Genomic DNA, 16,310 nt, shown 5'->3' on the forward strand with positions numbered 1-16,310 from the left:
TCACTTCACCGTGATCCGGACCGCGCCGGTCGTCGTGTCGCCCTTGTCGTCCGTCACGGTCAGATGCGCCGTGTACGCACCCGCGCGCGGGTAGGCGTGCTCGGCCGTCGGGCCCTCAGTGCCGCCGGACGGCTTGGAGTTGTCGCCGAAGTCCCAGTGGTACGACGCGGCGGTGCGCCCGGCCGGGAGCCGCACCTTGCCCGTGAACGTCACCGCCAGGGGAGGCGCGCCGCTGTCCGGGGCCGCGGAGAGCGAGACGTTCGCGCCCGCGCGCTTCTCCACGCCGGGCCCGTTGAAGCGCAGCCAGTCGAGCGAGAGCAGATCGGGCTTGTCGGCCGACCACTGGGGGTTGGTGAAGACCGCGTACAGCTTCGTCGTGCCGTCGTGCTTCGCCAGCGCGGTGGTCGGCGAGACGAGCTTGTCCCAGCCGCCGGTGTTCGGCACGCTCACCTTGCCGAGCAGCTTGCCCGTGGGCGAGCCTGCCCGGAACTCGACGTCGCCGCCGAGCCCGCCCGAGGCGGCGCCCACCGTCACGGAGTCCACGCCCTTGAGGTGCACCGGGTCGAAGGCGACCCAGTCCTTGTCCTCGATCTCGATGAGGCGCTTGCCGCCGGAGGCGTCCGCACGGTCCCCGGTCTCGACCCCGCCGTGCGCGCCGCCTGTGGCCGTGCGGTGCTCGGCCTCCCGGAACGACGTCCGCAGCGTCAGCGAGGCCGACCCGGTCAGCGCGGGCACGTCACCGGCACCCTTGTCCTCGTACTGGGCGGTGATGCCGTAGTACAGGTTCTGGCCGGGCCCGTGGCTGTCCCCGGCGTCCGTCACGATCTCGCCCGCGCACCCGGTGTAGTTGTCCAGCGGATGCAGATGGGAGTCGTGCCCCAGCTGGGACTGGACGACGACGCGCCCGCAGTCGATCCGGCCGTCCTCCTTGTCGGTCACCTTCACGGTGAAGGGCACGGTGTCGCCGAAGCTGAACGTCCCGCCGTCGGGCGGCTGTTGGATCGTCACCGTCGGGCGCGTGTTGCCGACCGTGACCTCCCGTACGGCGAGCCCGCTGAGGTCGCCCGGACCCGTCACCTTCAGGCGGGCGCTGAACCGCCCCTTCTCGGTGTAGGTGTGCGTCGGGTTCGCCTCGGTCGAGTCGGTCGTGCCGTCGCCGTCGAAGTCCCACGCGTAGGTGACCGGCTTGCCGCCCGGGAGCCCGGAGCCCTCGCTGGAGAACTTCACGGTCAGCGGGGCGCCGCCGTTGTCGGGGGACGCCGTGACGCGGGCGTCCGGGAGGCGGCCGTCGGCGACGTAGTCGATGCGGTAGATGCCCGAGCCCTCGTTGCTGCCGCCGCGTCCCGTGCCGCTGCCGAGCCCGAAGTCGATGACGTACAGCGCCCCGTCAGGGCCGAAGTCCGCGTCGAAGGGCTGGTTCCACTTCATGTCCCCGAAGACGGAGTCGATGGACTGGAGATCGCCCGCCTTCGCCGGCGGGAACCGCGGATCGGTGAACGTCTGGTCCTTCTCCTGGATCGAGAACGTCTTGAACCACTGCCGGGTCAGCTCGTAGGTGAGCCACTTCCCCTCGAAGTACTCGGGGAACTTCGTCTTGTACGGGTTGTCCGCGTCGTAGTCGTAGACGGGACCGCTCATCGGACCGCCGCCGCCCGTGCCGAGTTCGGGGAACTCCTCGGAGGCCGAGTAGGCGTACCAGACGTCCGCGGGCTGCGCGGGCGGAAGGTCGCGCAGGCCCGTGTTGTTCGGCGAGTCGTTGACGAGCTTCGCGCAGTCGAACTTCTCCTTCGACGTCTTCGTCGCGAAGTCGTAGTCGTTGAAGGGGGTGTTGTCACCGATGCAGTAGGGCCAGCCGAAATTGCCCGCCTCGGTGATCCGGTCGTACTCGACCGTCCCCTCGGGGCCCCGGTCGGGCACGGCCTTGCGCGCGTCGGGGCCGTAGTCGGCGACCAGCAGCGCCCCGCTGATCGGGTCCGTCGTGATCCGGAAGGGATTGCGCAGCCCCATCGCGTAGATCTCGGCGCGCGTCCTGTCCGTCCCCGCGGGGAAGAGATTTCCCTCGGGCACGGTGTACGTCCCGTCGTCCTTCGGCGTGATCCGCAGGATCTTTCCGCGCAGGTCATTGGTGTTTCCCGCGGTGCCCTGAGCGTCCCACGCGCGGCGCCCCTCGCGCTCGTCGATCGGGGCGAAACCGTCCGAGGCGAACGGATCGGTGTTGTCGCCCGTCGCGACGTACAGATCGCCCTTCTTGTCGAAGGCGATGGAGCCCGCCATGTGCGAATTCGCCCGGCCCTCGCCGCGCAGGGTCGGAATGGTCAACAGGCGCTTCTCGGACGCCGGATCGACCTTCCCGCCCGCCTCGGTGAAGCGGGACAGATTGATGCGTTTCTCCGTCTTGTCGGAGTGCAGGAGATAGAGCCGGTGGTTCTCCTCGAACTTCGGGTCGAGCGCGAGCCCGAGCAGCCCGTCCGACTGGCTCGTCATCTCCGGCGTGTACGCGAGGTCCAGCGCCGTGGAGACCTTCAGCGTCTCCTGGTCGATGATCTTCAGCTTCCCGGTGCGCTGGACGAAGAAGACCCGGCGGTCGGGCGCGACGGCCAGTTCGAAGGGGTCGGCCAGGTCGGCGGTCGCGAGCGGCGTGCGCTGGAAGGCGCCCGTCTTCGTCGCGGTGCAGTCGCCCGGCTTGTCACCGGCGGCCCACTGGATGCCGCCGAGGACGTGCCGAAGGAACCCCTCCTCCTGGAAGGCCGACTTGGCGTGTCCGCCCGCGGTGTACCAGGAGCGGCCGCCGTCGTAGTTCTGGCACCAGGACCACGGGTGGTCGACGCCCTCGTCGAGCCCCGACACACCGTCCCGCACCTTGATCTCCGCGAGGGTGTGCACCTTCCCCGTGGGATTGGTGCGCCAGTTGTACCACTCCTCCGTGCGCTCCCAGAGCTCGGGCAGTCCCTTCGTGGACGGATGCGCGCGGTCCAGGACCTTGATCCGCCCCGTCTGCACCTCCGGGTGCTTGTCGAAGATCGCGCCGACCAGGCCCTCGTACCAGTCCCAGTCGCGCTCGCTCGCCGACGCCGCGTGCAGCCCGACCCAGCCGCCGCCCGCCCGGACGTACTTCTGGAAGGCCGCGCGCTGCGCGGCGTCGAGCAGATCGCCCTTCTCCGGCGTGGAGTTGGTGTTGTTGAAGACGATCGCCTGGAAGCGGGCGAGGTTGGCGTCGGTGAACGCCGAGGCGTCGTCGGTGGCCTCCACCTCGAAGCCGTGCTCGGCGCCGAGCTTCTCGATCGCCTCGACGCCCGCCGGGATCGAGTCGTGGGCGTAGTTCGTGACCTTGGAGAAGACGAGGACACGGAAGGCCGGCGCGGCCGCCGCGCCGGGCGGGGCGGCGAGACCGAGACCCACGACGAGGGCGAGGAGGGCGACGAGGACGAGCAAGGGCCTCGGTCCGCCTCTCGGCGTGCTCCCCGGTGTGCCGCTCGGTGGTCTCTTGGGCGTGGCCTTCGGTGCCGCGGAACTCATGGAACTCATGGCGCTCCCTGGGCTGGCTGGGCTGGTGGCCGGCTGCCGGTCGCCGGGTGTGCGGTGAGTCGCGTCCGCGCTCGCGCGTGAGCGGGAGGTGGCGCTGTGCCGTGTGGTGTGATAGAAAGCGCTTTCAGCGCGCGGGACTCAGGGTAGGTTCCGCTTCCACGGGGGTCAATGGGTCGCACGAGGCCTCGCGGCGCGCCCTGTCGGCCCGCGCCCCCTTCACCCGGACCGCTCCACCCCCTTTCGCCCCGCATGACGTCCCGCGCGCGGGGGAGGCTGCCCCGAGGAAACCAGCCGCGTCCCAGGGGAGTCCCAGCGATGCCCGACCGAGCCGACGACACCACCACCCCCGCCGCGTACACCGCCGGGCTGTGCACCACGGCCGACGGCGTGCCCGTCGCCACGTACACCTGGCTGCCGGCCGACGGCAGGCCCCGCGCCCTCGTCCAGATCGCGCACGGCGCCGCCGAACACGCCCAGCGCTACGACCGGTTCGCGCGCCACCTCACGGCGCACGGCTACGGCGTGCTCGCCTCCGACCACCGCGGCCACGGCGCCACCGCGCAGGCCACGGGCGGCTACGGCGTGACCACCGGGGGGCCGGGGGCGGAGGACGCCGACAGCTGGCGGGCGATCGTCGACGACCTCAGGACCATCGGCGACCAGGCGCGCGCCCTGTACCCGGGCGTCCCGTACTTCCTCCTGGGGCACAGCCTCGGCTCGATGCTCGCGCGGGACTACGTCCAGGAGTACGCCGACGAGCTCGCGGGCGTGATCCTCTCGGGCACGTTCCGCTCGCTGCCCGGCGCCGAGACCGAGGGCGACATCGCCCGGCTGGAGCGCGAGATCGCCGAGCACGGCCGCGCCGCGCTCTCCTCCTACGTCCCCGACCTCTTCGCCTCGTTCAACGACCCCTACGCCCACCGCACCGGCTTCGAGTGGCTCTCGCGCGACGAGGCCGAGGTCGACGCGTACGCCGCCGACGAGCGCTGCGGGTTCGCCTTCTCCGCGGGGCTCTCGCTGGACTGGGTGCGCGGCATCCGGAAGATCAACGACCCGCGCAACCTCGCCCGCGTGCCGGCCGATCTGCCGATCCACGTCGCCGTCGGCGAACTGGATCCCTGCAACCAGGGCATGACGCTGGTCCACGAACTCCTGGAGGACTTCCGGTACGCGGGTGTCGAGGACCTCACGTGGAAGGGCTATCCGGACACGCGTCACGAGATCCTCAACGAGACCAACCGGGAGGAGGTCCACGAGGACCTGACGGCGTGGCTGGACAAGCGCGTGCTGTGAGCCGGGAGGTCCGGGGCGGGTCTTTGGGCGGGTGATTGTCAGTGGGGTTGGTTACGGTTCTTCGCATGTCGAAGTCCAGATCACGGGCCCGCGTCACCTCCGACGACGTGCGCCGCATCGCCCTCGCCCTGCCGGACACGGTGGAGAAGATCGCGTGGAGCATGCCCACGTTCCGCGTGGCCGGAAAGATGTTCGTGACGGTGCCGGACGACGAGACCTCCTTCGCCGTGCGCTGCCCGAAGGCCGAGCGCGACGAACTGGTCCTCGCCGAGCCGGAGAAGTTCTGGGTGGCCGCCCACGAGGCGGCCTCCGCGTGGGTGCGGGTGCGGCTCGCCGCGCTGGACGAGCAGGAGCTCGCCGACATCCTGGCCGACTCCTGGCGCCAGGCCGCACCGCCCCGACTCCTCGAGGAGCACCCGGAGTTGGGCGTGCCGTCCACGGAGTGAATATATAGAGAGCGCTGTCTGGAACCCGTGGCATGATCCCACCGTGCCGCAGGGGAGGGGTGACAGCGTGCCGTCAGGGACGGGGACGCGACGGGAGGGCGACCGGAGCATCTGGTCGCGGGACTTCGGGCTGTTCTTCGCGGCCCGTGCCGTGGCCAAGCTCGGCGACACCATGCTGCCGGTGGCGCTCGCCGCGGGTTTGCTGCGGTACGGGCACGGGGCGGGGGCCGTCGGCCTCGCGATGGCCGCCACGACCGTGTGCTTCGCCGGCCTCGTGATCTTCGGCGGGGTCTTCGCCGACCGGTTCAGCACCCGGCTGCTGATGATCGGCGCCGATCTCGTCCGGCTCGCCACGCAGTCGCTCGCGGCGGTCTTCTTCTTCACCGGGCACGTCGTGCTCTGGCAGATCTGCGCGATCGGCGCGGTCAACGGCGCGGCGGCCGCCGTCTTCCAGCCGGGCGTCGCCAGCACGGTGCCGCGCCTGGCCGCCGACGTCCAGAAGGCCAACGGCGCGATCCGCGTCGCCGAGTCGACCGCGTCCCTCGCGGGCCCCGCCGTCGCCGGTGTCCTCGTCGGCCTCGCCTCACCCGGAGCGGTGTTCGCCGCGCACGCGGCGACGTACGCGCTGAGCGCCCTGTGCCTCCTCCTGCTCCGCCTGCCGCCCGCCCACCCCGGATCACGGCCGCACAGCGACGGCTTCCGGGCCGACCTGGTCCAGGGCTGGCGGGAGTTCAGGGCCCGCACCTGGCTGTGGGGCGTCATCGCCGTCTACGGCCTGCTGATGATCATGACCACGGGCCCGAGCGTGCCGCTGGTGGCGACCCTCGTCGTCCAGGAGCACGGCTCGGGCACGTACGGCCTGGTGAACTCCGCCCTCGGCGCGGGCACCGTCGTCGGCGGCCTCGTCGCCCTGCGCCTGCGCCCCCGCCGCATGCTCCGCGCGGGCACCTTCGCCCTGATCGGCTACGGCGCCTTCCCGACGGCGGTCGGCCTCCAGCTCGGCGTCCCGCTGATGGCGGCGGGCGCGGCCGTCGCGGGCGCCGGGCTCTCCTTCTGGAGCGTGATGTGGGCGACGAGCGTCCAGACACAGGTCCCGCCCGACGTCCTCAACCGCATCCACGCCTACGACGTCGCGGGGTCGCTCGCCATGCTCCCCGTGGGCCAGGCGCTCGCGGGCCCCGCAGCGAGCGCTTTCGGCGCGGAGAACGTCCTGATCGCGGGCGGCGCGATGACGATCGTGGTGTGCGCGTGCCTGTTCGCGGTGCCCGCGATCCGCGGCCTCGTGCGGGTCGACGCGGCCTCGCGGACGACCGCGGGAAGCCCTCGGGGGACCGCCGTCACGAAGCGGGCGCGGCAGTCCGCCGCGCGCCGAGGAAGGCGCTGATCCGCCCGCGCAGCGACGCCGCGTCGAGACCGTGCGCGGCCACGTGTTCCTCGATCTGCCCGTAGCGGCGCAGCTCACGGCGGCCCACGCCCAGGCCGAGGACCCGGTGCGGGAGATCGGCGAGCGCGTCGTTCGCGGCGGCCGTCGAGGTCCCCGCGAGATACGGCTCGACGACCACCACGTCGGCGCTCGCCCCGGCCCCGACGGCCCCGCGCAGCGCCCGCTCGTCGAAGGGCCGCACGGTCGTCGCGTACAGCACGGTCGCGTCGAGCCCCTCCGTCGCGTCGAGGACCGCGTCGAGCATGGGCCCGACGGCGATCACCGCGCCGGCGCCGGGGCCGCCCTCGCGCACGGTGAGGAACCGCTTGCCGTCCACGGGCAGCGCCCGCGTGTTCGCCTGCACCGACAGCCGTGCGTAGACCTTGTCGTCGCCCGCCGCGACCGCGTGCCGCAGCAGCGTCTCCGCCTCGTCGGGGTGGCCCGGCACGTGCACGGTCCAGCCGTCGAGCGTGTCGAGCAGCGCCACGTCGCCCGGCGACATGTGGGTGAAGCCGCCCGCGGGCCAGTCGTAGGACGCCGCGGCGCTGACCAGCACCCCGCCCACGCCCTGGTGCCCGAAGTCCAGCTTGATCTGCTCGAAGGGCCGCTCCACGAGGAAGCTCGCGAAGGTGTGCACGACGGGGCGCATCCCGGCGAGCGCGAGCCCGGCGCCCGCGCCCACGAGGAGCTGCTCCCGGATGCCGACGTTGATCACCCGGTCCGGGTGTGTGCGCATCGCCTCCTCGAACCCGTCCTTGCCGATCTCGGCGAGGACGACGGCGACGCGGGGATCCTCGTCGAGCAGCCGCGAGACGACGGGGGCGAAGCGGTCACGCATGGTGTCCATGGTGGTGGGGTCCTTCCGGGGGTGCGGGTACGGGTGGGGTGAGGTGCCGGGGGTGTCCTACGCGAGCTTCGGCTCGCGCAGGGACTCCTTGGGCTCGACGCGGGCGACGACCACGTGCGGCCGTCCCGGGTGCGGCGCCGTGAACGCCGCGTACAGCGCGTCGTGGTCGCGCCCGTCGACGGTCGTGGCCGACCAGCCCGCGGCCTCGAACCGGGCGGCGGTCCCGCCGGGCCTCGCGTAGCTCGCCGAGGCGTTGTCGATCACGAGCGCGTGCAGCTGTTCGAGCCCCGCGGGCCCGGCGTAGGCGACGGCCTCGTGGTTGCTGCCCTCGTCCATCTCGGCGTCCCCGACGAGCACCCACACGCGGGGCCCGGTGAGCCCGCGTGCCCTGAGGCCGAGCACCGTGCCCACGGCGAGCGGCAGCCCGTGCCCCAGCGACCCGCTGCCGATCTCGGCCCCCGGCACGAGCACCCGGTCGGGGTGGTGCCCGAGCGGCGAGTCGTACGACCCGAAGCCCTCCAGCCAGTCGACGGGCAGGAACCCCTTGGCGGCGAGGACGGCGTAGTAGGCCATGGGCCCGTGCCCCTTGGACAGCAGGAACCGGTCGCGCGCCGGGTCGTCCGCCCGCTCCGGTGTGACGCCGAGCACGCGGTCGTAGAGCACCCAGAGGGCGTCCAGGGTCGACGTCGCGGCCGGGCCGTGCTTCTCGGCCCCGGTCATGCGGCCCATGAGCCGGGGCAGGTCGGAGTATTCGTATGCACGTTCCGTGGTGGTCGTCATGCCGCGAGCGTGCAACTTAAACCCCACTTGAGGTCAACAGCGACCCGGCCCCGGGAAAGGGGTGAGCGATCACCGGCCCGAGTGCGGTATGGTTTCGGTGCGCGTTCGGCCGAGGGGGAAACCCCAGGTCACACGGGCAACGGGACGTGGCGCAGCTTGGTAGCGCACTTGACTGGGGGTCAAGGGGTCGCAGGTTCAAATCCTGTCGTCCCGACTCGTGAGAGTCGTCGGCAAGGGCCGCATCGGAGAAATCCGATGCGGCCCTTGGTCGTTTTCGGAGAGCCGATGGCCCCCCTCGGGGCCTTGATCGACGGCGGGTCGCCGGGCCCTCGTCAAGTGCGGATCCGCCCGACCGGCTTTAAGTGGCCATAATCGCGGCCCAGTTGGCGGCGCCGGCACACCTGTGGATGTGGACGCCAACCGTCCGGAGTGTGTCCGTCACTGCAGGTCACAGGGCACGACCTCGTCGGCGAGATGTCCAAGGGCAGTAAATGATCAGTGGAGCCCGCTTCAAAGCTTGAGCACAAATTGCACACATCCTCTCTGCAGGCTGGCCCCGATGGTCTATGTTGACCGTGCTTCACAGGTGGACACGAGGCGACAAAAGATGATCTATGGGTCTGACGTCGTGGACAGCCAGCATTTTCGTCCCTGGTGTCAGGCGTGGGGGTGATCGATTTCTGGAGCCCCGGAGGGGGTCCCGGGTACGGGGAGTACCCAGGATCACGGCGGGTTCCGGCACATCTCGGGAGTTCGGCGGGACACGTGTGTCCGCAGCCGCCCGAGTGGGGTGTTCACGTAGCGCTGGAACAGCGGAACGTCACGCGTGGGGGGCGGGGGCCTCCTCGGGGGGAGGAACGGCGCGGCGCGGGAGGCGGGGGCCTCCCGAGGGGAGGACAGTGCGGGGGGCGAGGGCCTCCCGGGGGGAGGAACCGTGTGGAGCGAACACGTCGAGCCCACTGGCGACCTGAGGGGGTCAGTGCAGCAGGGGGAATTAGTCAGCCCGTTCCTACCGGGGCGCGGGCGTCCGGTGAACGGGGCGATCAACCAGCCCGCGACGGACTGGGAACAGCGGTACCGGCGTACCGTGATCACCAGCGACACCGCGGCCACCGCCTTCGTGGTGGCGGCGATCGGCGGCTTCTTCGGGGTACGGGACGCTGCCAACTGGCATGAGAACTGGGCGTTCTTGGCGTTCGGCACCGAACTGCTGGTGCTCGGGGCGCTCGCGCTGAGCCGGGCCTGGGCTCCGGCCGTGCTCGGTCAGGGGGCCGAGGAGTTCCGTCGGCTCGGACGCTCGCTCTTCACGGCGGCCGTCGTCCTGGCGCTCGGCGGCATCGCCCTCACCTCGCGCAACATCAAACTCTGGATCTTCGTCGCGATCCCGGCGATCGCGATCGTCACCATGACCGCGCGGTACGTACTGCGCCTCTGGCTCCACAAACAGCGCAAGGAAGGGCGCTGCCTGAGACCAGTACTGGCGGCCGGCAGCCCGGCCACCGTGCGCGACCTGATCACCCGGGCCCGCAAGTTCCCGCACCTGGGCTGGCGGGTGGAGGCGGTGTGCACGGCGGACGGCCTCGGCCTCGACGGCGACCAACTGGACGGCGTGCCGGTCGTGGGCCAACTGACCGACGTCGCGGGCCATGTGCGCCGCGACGGCTACCGCGTCGTCGCGGTCACACCGGACCCGCACTGGTCCCCGGACCGGCTCCAGCGGCTGGCCTGGAACCTCGAGGGAAGCGACGCCGAGATGGTCGTGGCCCCCGTGCTCATGGAGGTGGCGGGCCCGCGCCTGCACGTCGACGCGGTGCTCGGGATCCCGCTGCTGAGGGTCAGCATGCCGACCTTCACGGGGGGCCGCCGGGCCGTCAAAGGCATCGTGGACCGGCTGGGCGCGGCGATCCTGCTGCTCCTGTTCGCGCCGCTGATGCTGGTCGTCGGGCTGCTCGTGCTGGTGGACAGCCGGGGCGGGGCCTTCTACCGCCAGCGCAGGGTCGGCAAGGACGGCCAGGAGTTCACCATCTACAAGTTCCGCACCATGGTCGTGGGGGCCGACCGGGCACGAGCCGCGCTGGCCGAACTCAACGAGGGCGCCGGCCTGTTGTTCAAGCTCCGCCGGGACCCGCGGGTGACCCGGGTGGGAGCGGTGCTGCGCCGGTACTCGATCGACGAACTCCCGCAGCTGTTCAACGTACTCACCGGATCGATGTCGCTCGTCGGTCCCCGGCCGCCGCTGCCGGAGGAGTCCGCCGCCTACGGCCCGGACATCAGACGGCGGCTGCTCGTCAAGCCGGGGCTCACCGGCCTCTGGCAGATCAGCGGGCGCAGCGACCTGCCGTGGGAGGAGGCGGTCCGCCTCGACCTGCGGTACGTGGAGGACTGGTCGCTCGCCCTGGACACGGTGATCTTGTGGAAGACCCTGCGCGCGGTGCTCCAGGGACAGGGCGCCTACTGAAGCGCGAGTGGCGTCAATCGATCAACGCACGGAAGGCAGGCGGCAAGGGCCTGCCTGGGGGAGGGACGGATCATGAGGGTCAGCGTCTTAGGGCTGGGTTACGTGGGCTGCGTGTCGGCCGCGTGCCTGGCGAGCATGGGGCACGAAGTCATCGGTGTGGACGTGAACCAGGTGAAGGTCGACCTGGTCAACGCCGGCAAGGCCCCGGTGGTCGAGGAGCGGATCGGCGAGCTCACCGCCGAGGTCGTGCGGACCGGGGCGCTGCGCGCCACGGTCGACGTCCGCGAGGCGATCATGAACAGCGAGGTGTCGCTGATCTGCGTGGGTACGCCGTCGGAGCCCAACGGCAGCCTGTGCACCACATATCTGGAGCGGGTCACCGAGGAGATCGGTGCCGCGGTGGCCGAGCGGGGCGGGCGGCAGACCGTCGTGTTCCGCAGCACCATGCTCCCGGGCACCTGCCTGAACCTGCTGGTGCCCATCCTGGAGAAGTACGCGGGCGGCACGGCCGGGGTGGACTTCGGGGTCGCGGTCAACCCCGAATTCCTGCGCGAGGGCACCAGCGTGCGGGACTTCTTCGACCCGCCCAAGACCGTCATCGGCGAGCTCGACCGCGAGAGCGGCGACGTGGTGGCGGCGCTGTACGACGGGCTGCCCGGCGAGGTGTTCCGGGTGCCGGTCCCGGCGGCCGAGGCGATCAAGTACGCGGACAACGCGTTCCACGGCCTCAAGATCGGCTTCGCGAACGAGTTCGGCGCGGTGTGCCAGGCGCTCGGGGTGGACTCGCACCAGGTGATGGACGTGTTCCTCGCCGACCGCAAGCTGAACATCAGCCCCGCCTACCTGCGGCCCGGCTTCGCCTTCGGCGGCTCCTGCCTGCCCAAGGACCTGCGCAGCCTGGTCCACGCGGCCCGGCGGGCCGACATCTCGGTGCCCATCCTCTCCCACGTGCTGCCCTCCAACGCCGACCACCTGCAGCGCGCGGTGGAGCTGGTCGAGCGCACCGGCAAGCGCCGGGTGGGCCTCTTCGGCCTCTCCTTCAAGCCCGGTACCGACGACCTCCGCGAGAGCCCGCTCGTCGAGCTGGCGGAAAGACTCTTCGGCAAGGGCTACGACCTGCGCATCCACGACGCCAACGTCAGCCTCTCCCGGCTGATCGGCGCCAACCGCGAGTACATCGAGACCCGGCTGCCGCACCTCGCGCAGCTGCTCGCGGACTCCGTCGAGGAGGTGCTGGAGCACGCCGAGGTGTGTCTCGTCGGCACCAAGGACCCGGCCGTACTGTCGGCACTGCCCCACGGTGACGGCCCGGTGATCGTCGACCTCATCCGCCTTCCCGACGCCGAGGCGCGTCGGGCCGAACCGGGGTACATGGGCCTTGCTTGGTGACACGACCAGGGGCGACCGGCCGGGCCGGAGCGCACTGATCCTGGTGGAGAACCTGTCGGTGCCGTTCGACCGGCGGGTGTGGCAGGAGTGCACGACACTGCGCGACGCGGGCTGGACGGTGCACGTCATCTGCCCCCGCGGGGAGAAGAGAGACACGGAGCCGGAGGCCGTGATCGACGGGGTGCGGATCCACCGCTACCCGTTGCGCGCGGCCACCGGAGGTCCGGCCGGCTACCTGCGCGAGTACGGATCGGCCCTGTGGCACACGCTCCGCCTCGCCCGCGAGGTCGGGCCGGTCGACGTGGTCCACGCCTGCAATCCGCCGGACCTGCTGTTCCTGCCGGCGCTGTGGATGAAGCGGCGCGGCGCGCGGTTCGTCTTCGACCAGCACGACCTGGTGCCCGAGCTGTACCTGTCGCGGTTCGACCGCGGCAAGGACCTGCTCTACCGCGCCGTGTGCGCGCTGGAACGGCGGACCTACCGGGCCGCGGACATCGTGCTCGCCACGAACGAGAGCTACCGGGACGTCGCGGTGCGCCGTGGCGGCAAGCGCCCGGAAGACGTCTTCGTGGTGCGCAGCGCACCCGACATCGAGCGGTTCCACCCGGTGCCGCCCGAGCCGGAGTTGAAGCGCGGCAAGCCCCATCTGCTGTGCTACCTCGGCGTCATGGGACCGCAGGACGGCGTCGACTACGCCCTGCGGGCCCTCGCGAAGCTGCGCGACGAGGTCGGGCGGACCGACTGGCACGCGGTGTTCGTCGGTGCCGGCGACGCCTTCGACGCGATGGTGGAGCTGTCCCGGCGGCTCGGGCTCTCGGACCAGGTGCAGTTCACCGGGCGCATCCCGGACGCCGACCTGGTGCGCTACCTCTCCAGCGCGGACGTGTGCCTCTCGCCCGACCCGCGCAACCCGCTCAACGACGTCTCGACCATGAACAAGGTCCTGGAGTACATGGTCATGGGCCGGCCGATCGTCTCGTTCGACCTCAGGGAGGCGAGAGTCTCCGCCGGTGAAGCCGCCGTCTACGCACCCGCCAACGACGAGGCCGAGTTCGCCAAGCTCATCGCACTGCTGCTCGACGATCCGCAACAGCGGACCCGGATGGGCGAGATCGGCCGCGAGCGCATCAGCGGACAGCTGTCCTGGCGCAACTCCCAGGAAGCCCTGCTGGCCGCCTACAGATCCGCCTGCCGTGACCACGCTCAGGTGTCCACGGGCACCCCGGTCCGCTCTGGGAAGAGGCAGCGCAGTTGAGTGACGAAGCAATACGCCTGGTCACGATCGGGCGGATCTTCCGGCGACGCTGGCGGCTCCTCGTCATCGCCGCCGTGGTGGGCGCTCTCGTCGGGTACGGCGTCTCCCTGCTGTTCCCGCCCAACTACACGACGTCGACGTCGGTCCTGCTCGCGGGGCAGTGGGAGGAGCGCGAGCTGCTGACCCAGGCGGAGATCGCGGCCAGCTCGGCGGTGGTCGACCGCGCGGCCGACACCCTCGACTGGCGAGGTGTCAGCAGCGGCGAGCTGCGCGACCAGGTGACCGCCAAGGCCGCCGACGGCAACATCATCAAGATCTCGGGTACGGCGGACACGCCGGAGCGCGCGCAGAAGCTCTCCGACCAGGTGGCCCAGCAGTTCGTCGCCTTCGCCTCACGGATCGCGGGCGACGACTCCGACTCCGACACGGCCGACGGGCCCGAGACGCTGCGCGAGAAGGTCGCGCGGACCAACCGCCGCATCAGCGACCTGGCGAAGGCCGCCGACCCCGGCCGGACCGTGGAGAGCGTGCAGGCCCGCACCGAGCTGGAGAAGCTGCGCACCACGCTCCAGGAGGCCATGAAGAAGCTGGACGAGGCCGACCCGGCGACCAACAAGACCAACATGGTCGTGATGGGGCCCGCGGCCCGGCCGACCGGCGAGGCACCGCCGACGAGGATGCAGTTCATCCTCGCCGGGGCGCTGCTGGCCTTCCTGCTCGCGGTCATCGGCCATCTCACCGCCGCCCGCGCGAGCCGTCGGCTGCGCACCGAGGCAGAGATCGCCGCGGCGCTGGGCTCGGCGCTCCTCGGCACCGTCGACGTGCCCGACGAAGGGGCCGCGTCCCGGCCGAAGGGCGGCGGGCCGCGGGCCCTGCTGCGCTGGCTGCTCGGCCTCGACACCCGGTGGGACGTGCCGGCCCCGCAGACGTCCGGCGACGAGTCCGGCAGACGGATCCGCTACCGGCGGGTGTGCGCCCGCCTCCGCAACCGGCTGCCGGCCCCCCGTCGGCTGCTGGTGGTCGTACCGGACGGCGACGAGACCGCCCGCCGTGCCGCCACCCAGCTGGCCGCCGAGGCCGGGGGCGACCCGCTCCTGAGAACGGTGGACGTATCGGTGTCCCGGGCACTGGTGCCGGACCGCGAGACCGAGTCCGGCGCCCTGGTCGTGCTCAGCGCGGGCAGCCGGACCGCGGCGGAGCTCACCGGCATCGCCGAGGCGTGCGCGGACGCCGGACACGAGGTCGTCGGCGTCGTCGTCGCCGGCACGGTCCTGACCACTCCGGCACGCACAGCCGACCACTCTCCGCGGCGCCCCGTCCGGGCGGCCGCGATCGGAGACGAAACGAAGGGAGGTTCAGGGTGACGACCGGCAAGAACACGGAGCCGTCGGCCGCCGCTCCGCTGCTCGACCTGCAGGCGCTGGTGGTGGCGGTACGCAGACGTCGCCGCCTCTGGGCCTCCCTGGCACTCCTCGGACTGCTGGCCGGCGCGGCCATGGCGGTCCTGATGCCGCCACCGCCGACCGCGGTGACCAAGGTCCTCGTCGCGCATCAGGAGGACCAGCCCAACGACACCGGAACGCTGATCCGCACCGACGTCGAGCTGCTCGGCACCACCCGGATCGCCGGCCAGGCCCTGGAGTCCCTCAACTCCACGGAAAATCCCGAGGACTTCATGAAGGAGTACCGGGGCACCGGCGTGACCAACAACCTGCTGCAGATCGATGTGACGGGTGACAGCGACGCGGACGCGGTGGCCCGCGCCAAGGCGCTGGCCGACGCGTTCGTCGCGGACCACGTGCGGCGCATGCGGGCGGCCGCCACGGCCGAGGCCAAGGCCCTGCGCGACCAGCGCGACCGCATGCGGAAGGAACTGGCCGAGGTCAACAGGACGATCGGCGACCGGCCGCCGGAGAGCAGCGACCCGAAGGAGTCGGCGAGCATCGAGTCGCTCTTCGCCCGCCGGGCCGAGCTCAACTCGCGGATCGCCGACTTCGGCCAGCGCGCCGAGGAGGCGCGCGTCGGCACGCCCCGGATCATCGCCGGCACGCAGGTCGTGGACGCCCCGCGCGCGGTGCGGCACTCCCTGGCCGGCAGCGCTGCCACCCACGCGGGGATCGGGTGCCTCCTCGGGCTCGTCCTCGGACTCGTGGTGGCCGCGGTCGGCTCGGTGGTGGCGGACCGCCCCGTGCTGCGCCGGGAGATCGCCGCGCACCTGGGCGCCTCGGTCGTCGCGGAGCTGCGCCGCGGGTCCCTCTGGTCCGTCGGGCCGTGGCGGCGCCGACGCATCGGCAGGGCACGCGAGCAGCTCACCACGACCCTCACCCGCACCGTGCGCGGCTCCGCGGAAGCGGTGTCGCTGCTGGAACTGGGCTGTGCGCGCGCCACGAGCGCGATCGCGCTGGACGTCGCCAGGGCGCTGGCGACGGAGGGGCCCGTGGTCGTCGTCGACGGCCTGCCGGGACCGCAGCTCGCCAAGAGCCGCCGGGAGCCGGGAGATCCGGCCGTGCTCAGCGGCGAGCGCGCCGCGGCCGAGCCGCGGCAGGTGCGCAGGCTCGGCGTCGGCTCGGTCTCGCCCGGCACGGCGTGGACCGACCTCCAGTACCTCGGCGGGCAGACCGTGCTCGTCGTACGCGCCGGGCACGGCAGCGCCGCATGGCTGCACACCGTGGCGCGGCAGCTCGCGGACCAGCGCATCCCGGTGATCGGTGTGGTGCTGATCGACCCCGATCCGCGCGACCGGACCGACGGCACCCTGTGGGACGGGCAGCACACCGCGCTGCGCGGCCACTTCGAGCGGCTGGCCCGGCAGAACGAGACGGGCGGGCCGAGTGCGGAGCTGCGGCCGAGGCCGGCCGTACGAGTTCCGGAAAGCGATCAGGAGGCGCGGTAAG

General features: G+C 71.9%; 11 protein-coding genes and 1 tRNA gene. 9 read left to right on the forward strand and 3 right to left on the reverse strand.

Going from position 1 to position 16,310, the window contains the following annotated elements:
- Positions 1-3,516, reverse strand: coding sequence for a ThuA domain-containing protein (locus AB0L89_RS05070; protein ID WP_365135567.1), 3,516 nt, complete (start codon positions 3,514-3,516; stop codon positions 1-3).
- Between the two features lie 324 nt (positions 3,517-3,840).
- Here AB0L89_RS05070 and AB0L89_RS05075 point away from each other — a divergent pair, with 324 nt between their 5' ends.
- The 3 genes from AB0L89_RS05075 to AB0L89_RS05085 all read left to right on the forward strand — a co-directional run bounded on the left by AB0L89_RS05075 (position 3,841) and on the right by AB0L89_RS05085 (position 6,648).
- Positions 3,841-4,818, forward strand: a complete 978-nt coding sequence (locus AB0L89_RS05075) for an alpha/beta hydrolase (protein WP_365134475.1) — start codon at positions 3,841-3,843, stop codon at positions 4,816-4,818.
- 65 nt (positions 4,819-4,883) lie between these two features.
- Positions 4,884-5,264 carry an MmcQ/YjbR family DNA-binding protein gene (locus AB0L89_RS05080; RefSeq protein WP_365134478.1) on the forward strand — a complete coding sequence of 127 codons (381 nt, stop codon included), beginning with the start codon at positions 4,884-4,886 and terminating at the stop codon, positions 5,262-5,264.
- A gap of 67 nt (positions 5,265-5,331) precedes the next feature.
- The gene (locus AB0L89_RS05085) at positions 5,332-6,648 is read left to right on the forward strand and encodes an MFS transporter (protein WP_365134481.1); all 1,317 of its coding nucleotides are present in this window, start codon (positions 5,332-5,334) and stop codon (positions 6,646-6,648) included.
- On the opposite strand, the gene AB0L89_RS05090 is transcribed toward AB0L89_RS05085, so the two are convergent.
- Both AB0L89_RS05090 and AB0L89_RS05095 read right to left on the reverse strand, forming a co-directional pair.
- Positions 6,602-7,534 carry a transketolase gene (locus tag AB0L89_RS05090; protein ID WP_365134484.1) on the reverse strand — a complete coding sequence of 311 codons (933 nt, stop codon included), beginning with the start codon at positions 7,532-7,534 and terminating at the stop codon, positions 6,602-6,604. The two genes, AB0L89_RS05085 and AB0L89_RS05090, sit on opposite strands and share 47 nt — an antisense overlap.
- A gap of 57 nt (positions 7,535-7,591) precedes the next feature.
- The gene (locus AB0L89_RS05095; protein WP_365134487.1) at positions 7,592-8,314 is read right to left on the reverse strand and encodes a transketolase; all 723 of its coding nucleotides are present in this window, start codon (positions 8,312-8,314) and stop codon (positions 7,592-7,594) included.
- 140 nt (positions 8,315-8,454) lie between these two features.
- Between AB0L89_RS05095 and AB0L89_RS05100 the strand changes: the two genes are divergently transcribed.
- The 6 genes from AB0L89_RS05100 to AB0L89_RS05125 all read left to right on the forward strand — a co-directional run bounded on the left by AB0L89_RS05100 (position 8,455) and on the right by AB0L89_RS05125 (position 16,309).
- Positions 8,455-8,528 (forward strand) — tRNA-Pro (locus tag AB0L89_RS05100).
- 765 nt (positions 8,529-9,293) lie between these two features.
- Positions 9,294-10,772, forward strand: a complete 1,479-nt coding sequence (locus AB0L89_RS05105; protein WP_365135569.1) for a sugar transferase — start codon at positions 9,294-9,296, stop codon at positions 10,770-10,772.
- Between the two features lie 72 nt (positions 10,773-10,844).
- Positions 10,845-12,161, forward strand: a complete 1,317-nt coding sequence (locus AB0L89_RS05110; protein WP_365134490.1) for a nucleotide sugar dehydrogenase — start codon at positions 10,845-10,847, stop codon at positions 12,159-12,161.
- A complete protein-coding gene (locus AB0L89_RS05115; RefSeq protein WP_365134493.1) occupies positions 12,151-13,416 on the forward strand; it encodes a glycosyltransferase family 4 protein in 1,266 nt (421 codons plus the stop codon). Before AB0L89_RS05110 ends, AB0L89_RS05115 begins: the two co-directional genes overlap by 11 nt.
- On the forward strand, positions 13,413-14,780 hold the full coding sequence (locus AB0L89_RS05120) for a Wzz/FepE/Etk N-terminal domain-containing protein (RefSeq protein WP_365134496.1): 1,368 nt from the start codon (positions 13,413-13,415) through the stop codon (positions 14,778-14,780). Before AB0L89_RS05115 ends, AB0L89_RS05120 begins: the two co-directional genes overlap by 4 nt.
- Positions 14,777-16,309 carry a Wzz/FepE/Etk N-terminal domain-containing protein gene (locus AB0L89_RS05125; protein ID WP_365134499.1) on the forward strand — a complete coding sequence of 511 codons (1,533 nt, stop codon included), beginning with the start codon at positions 14,777-14,779 and terminating at the stop codon, positions 16,307-16,309. Before AB0L89_RS05120 ends, AB0L89_RS05125 begins: the two co-directional genes overlap by 4 nt.
- The last annotated feature ends 1 nt before the right edge of the window (position 16,310 follow it).

The organism is Streptomyces sp. NPDC052114 (assembly GCF_040680155.1).
In the GTDB taxonomy this organism is placed as follows: Bacteria; Actinomycetota; Actinomycetes; order Streptomycetales; family Streptomycetaceae; genus Streptomyces.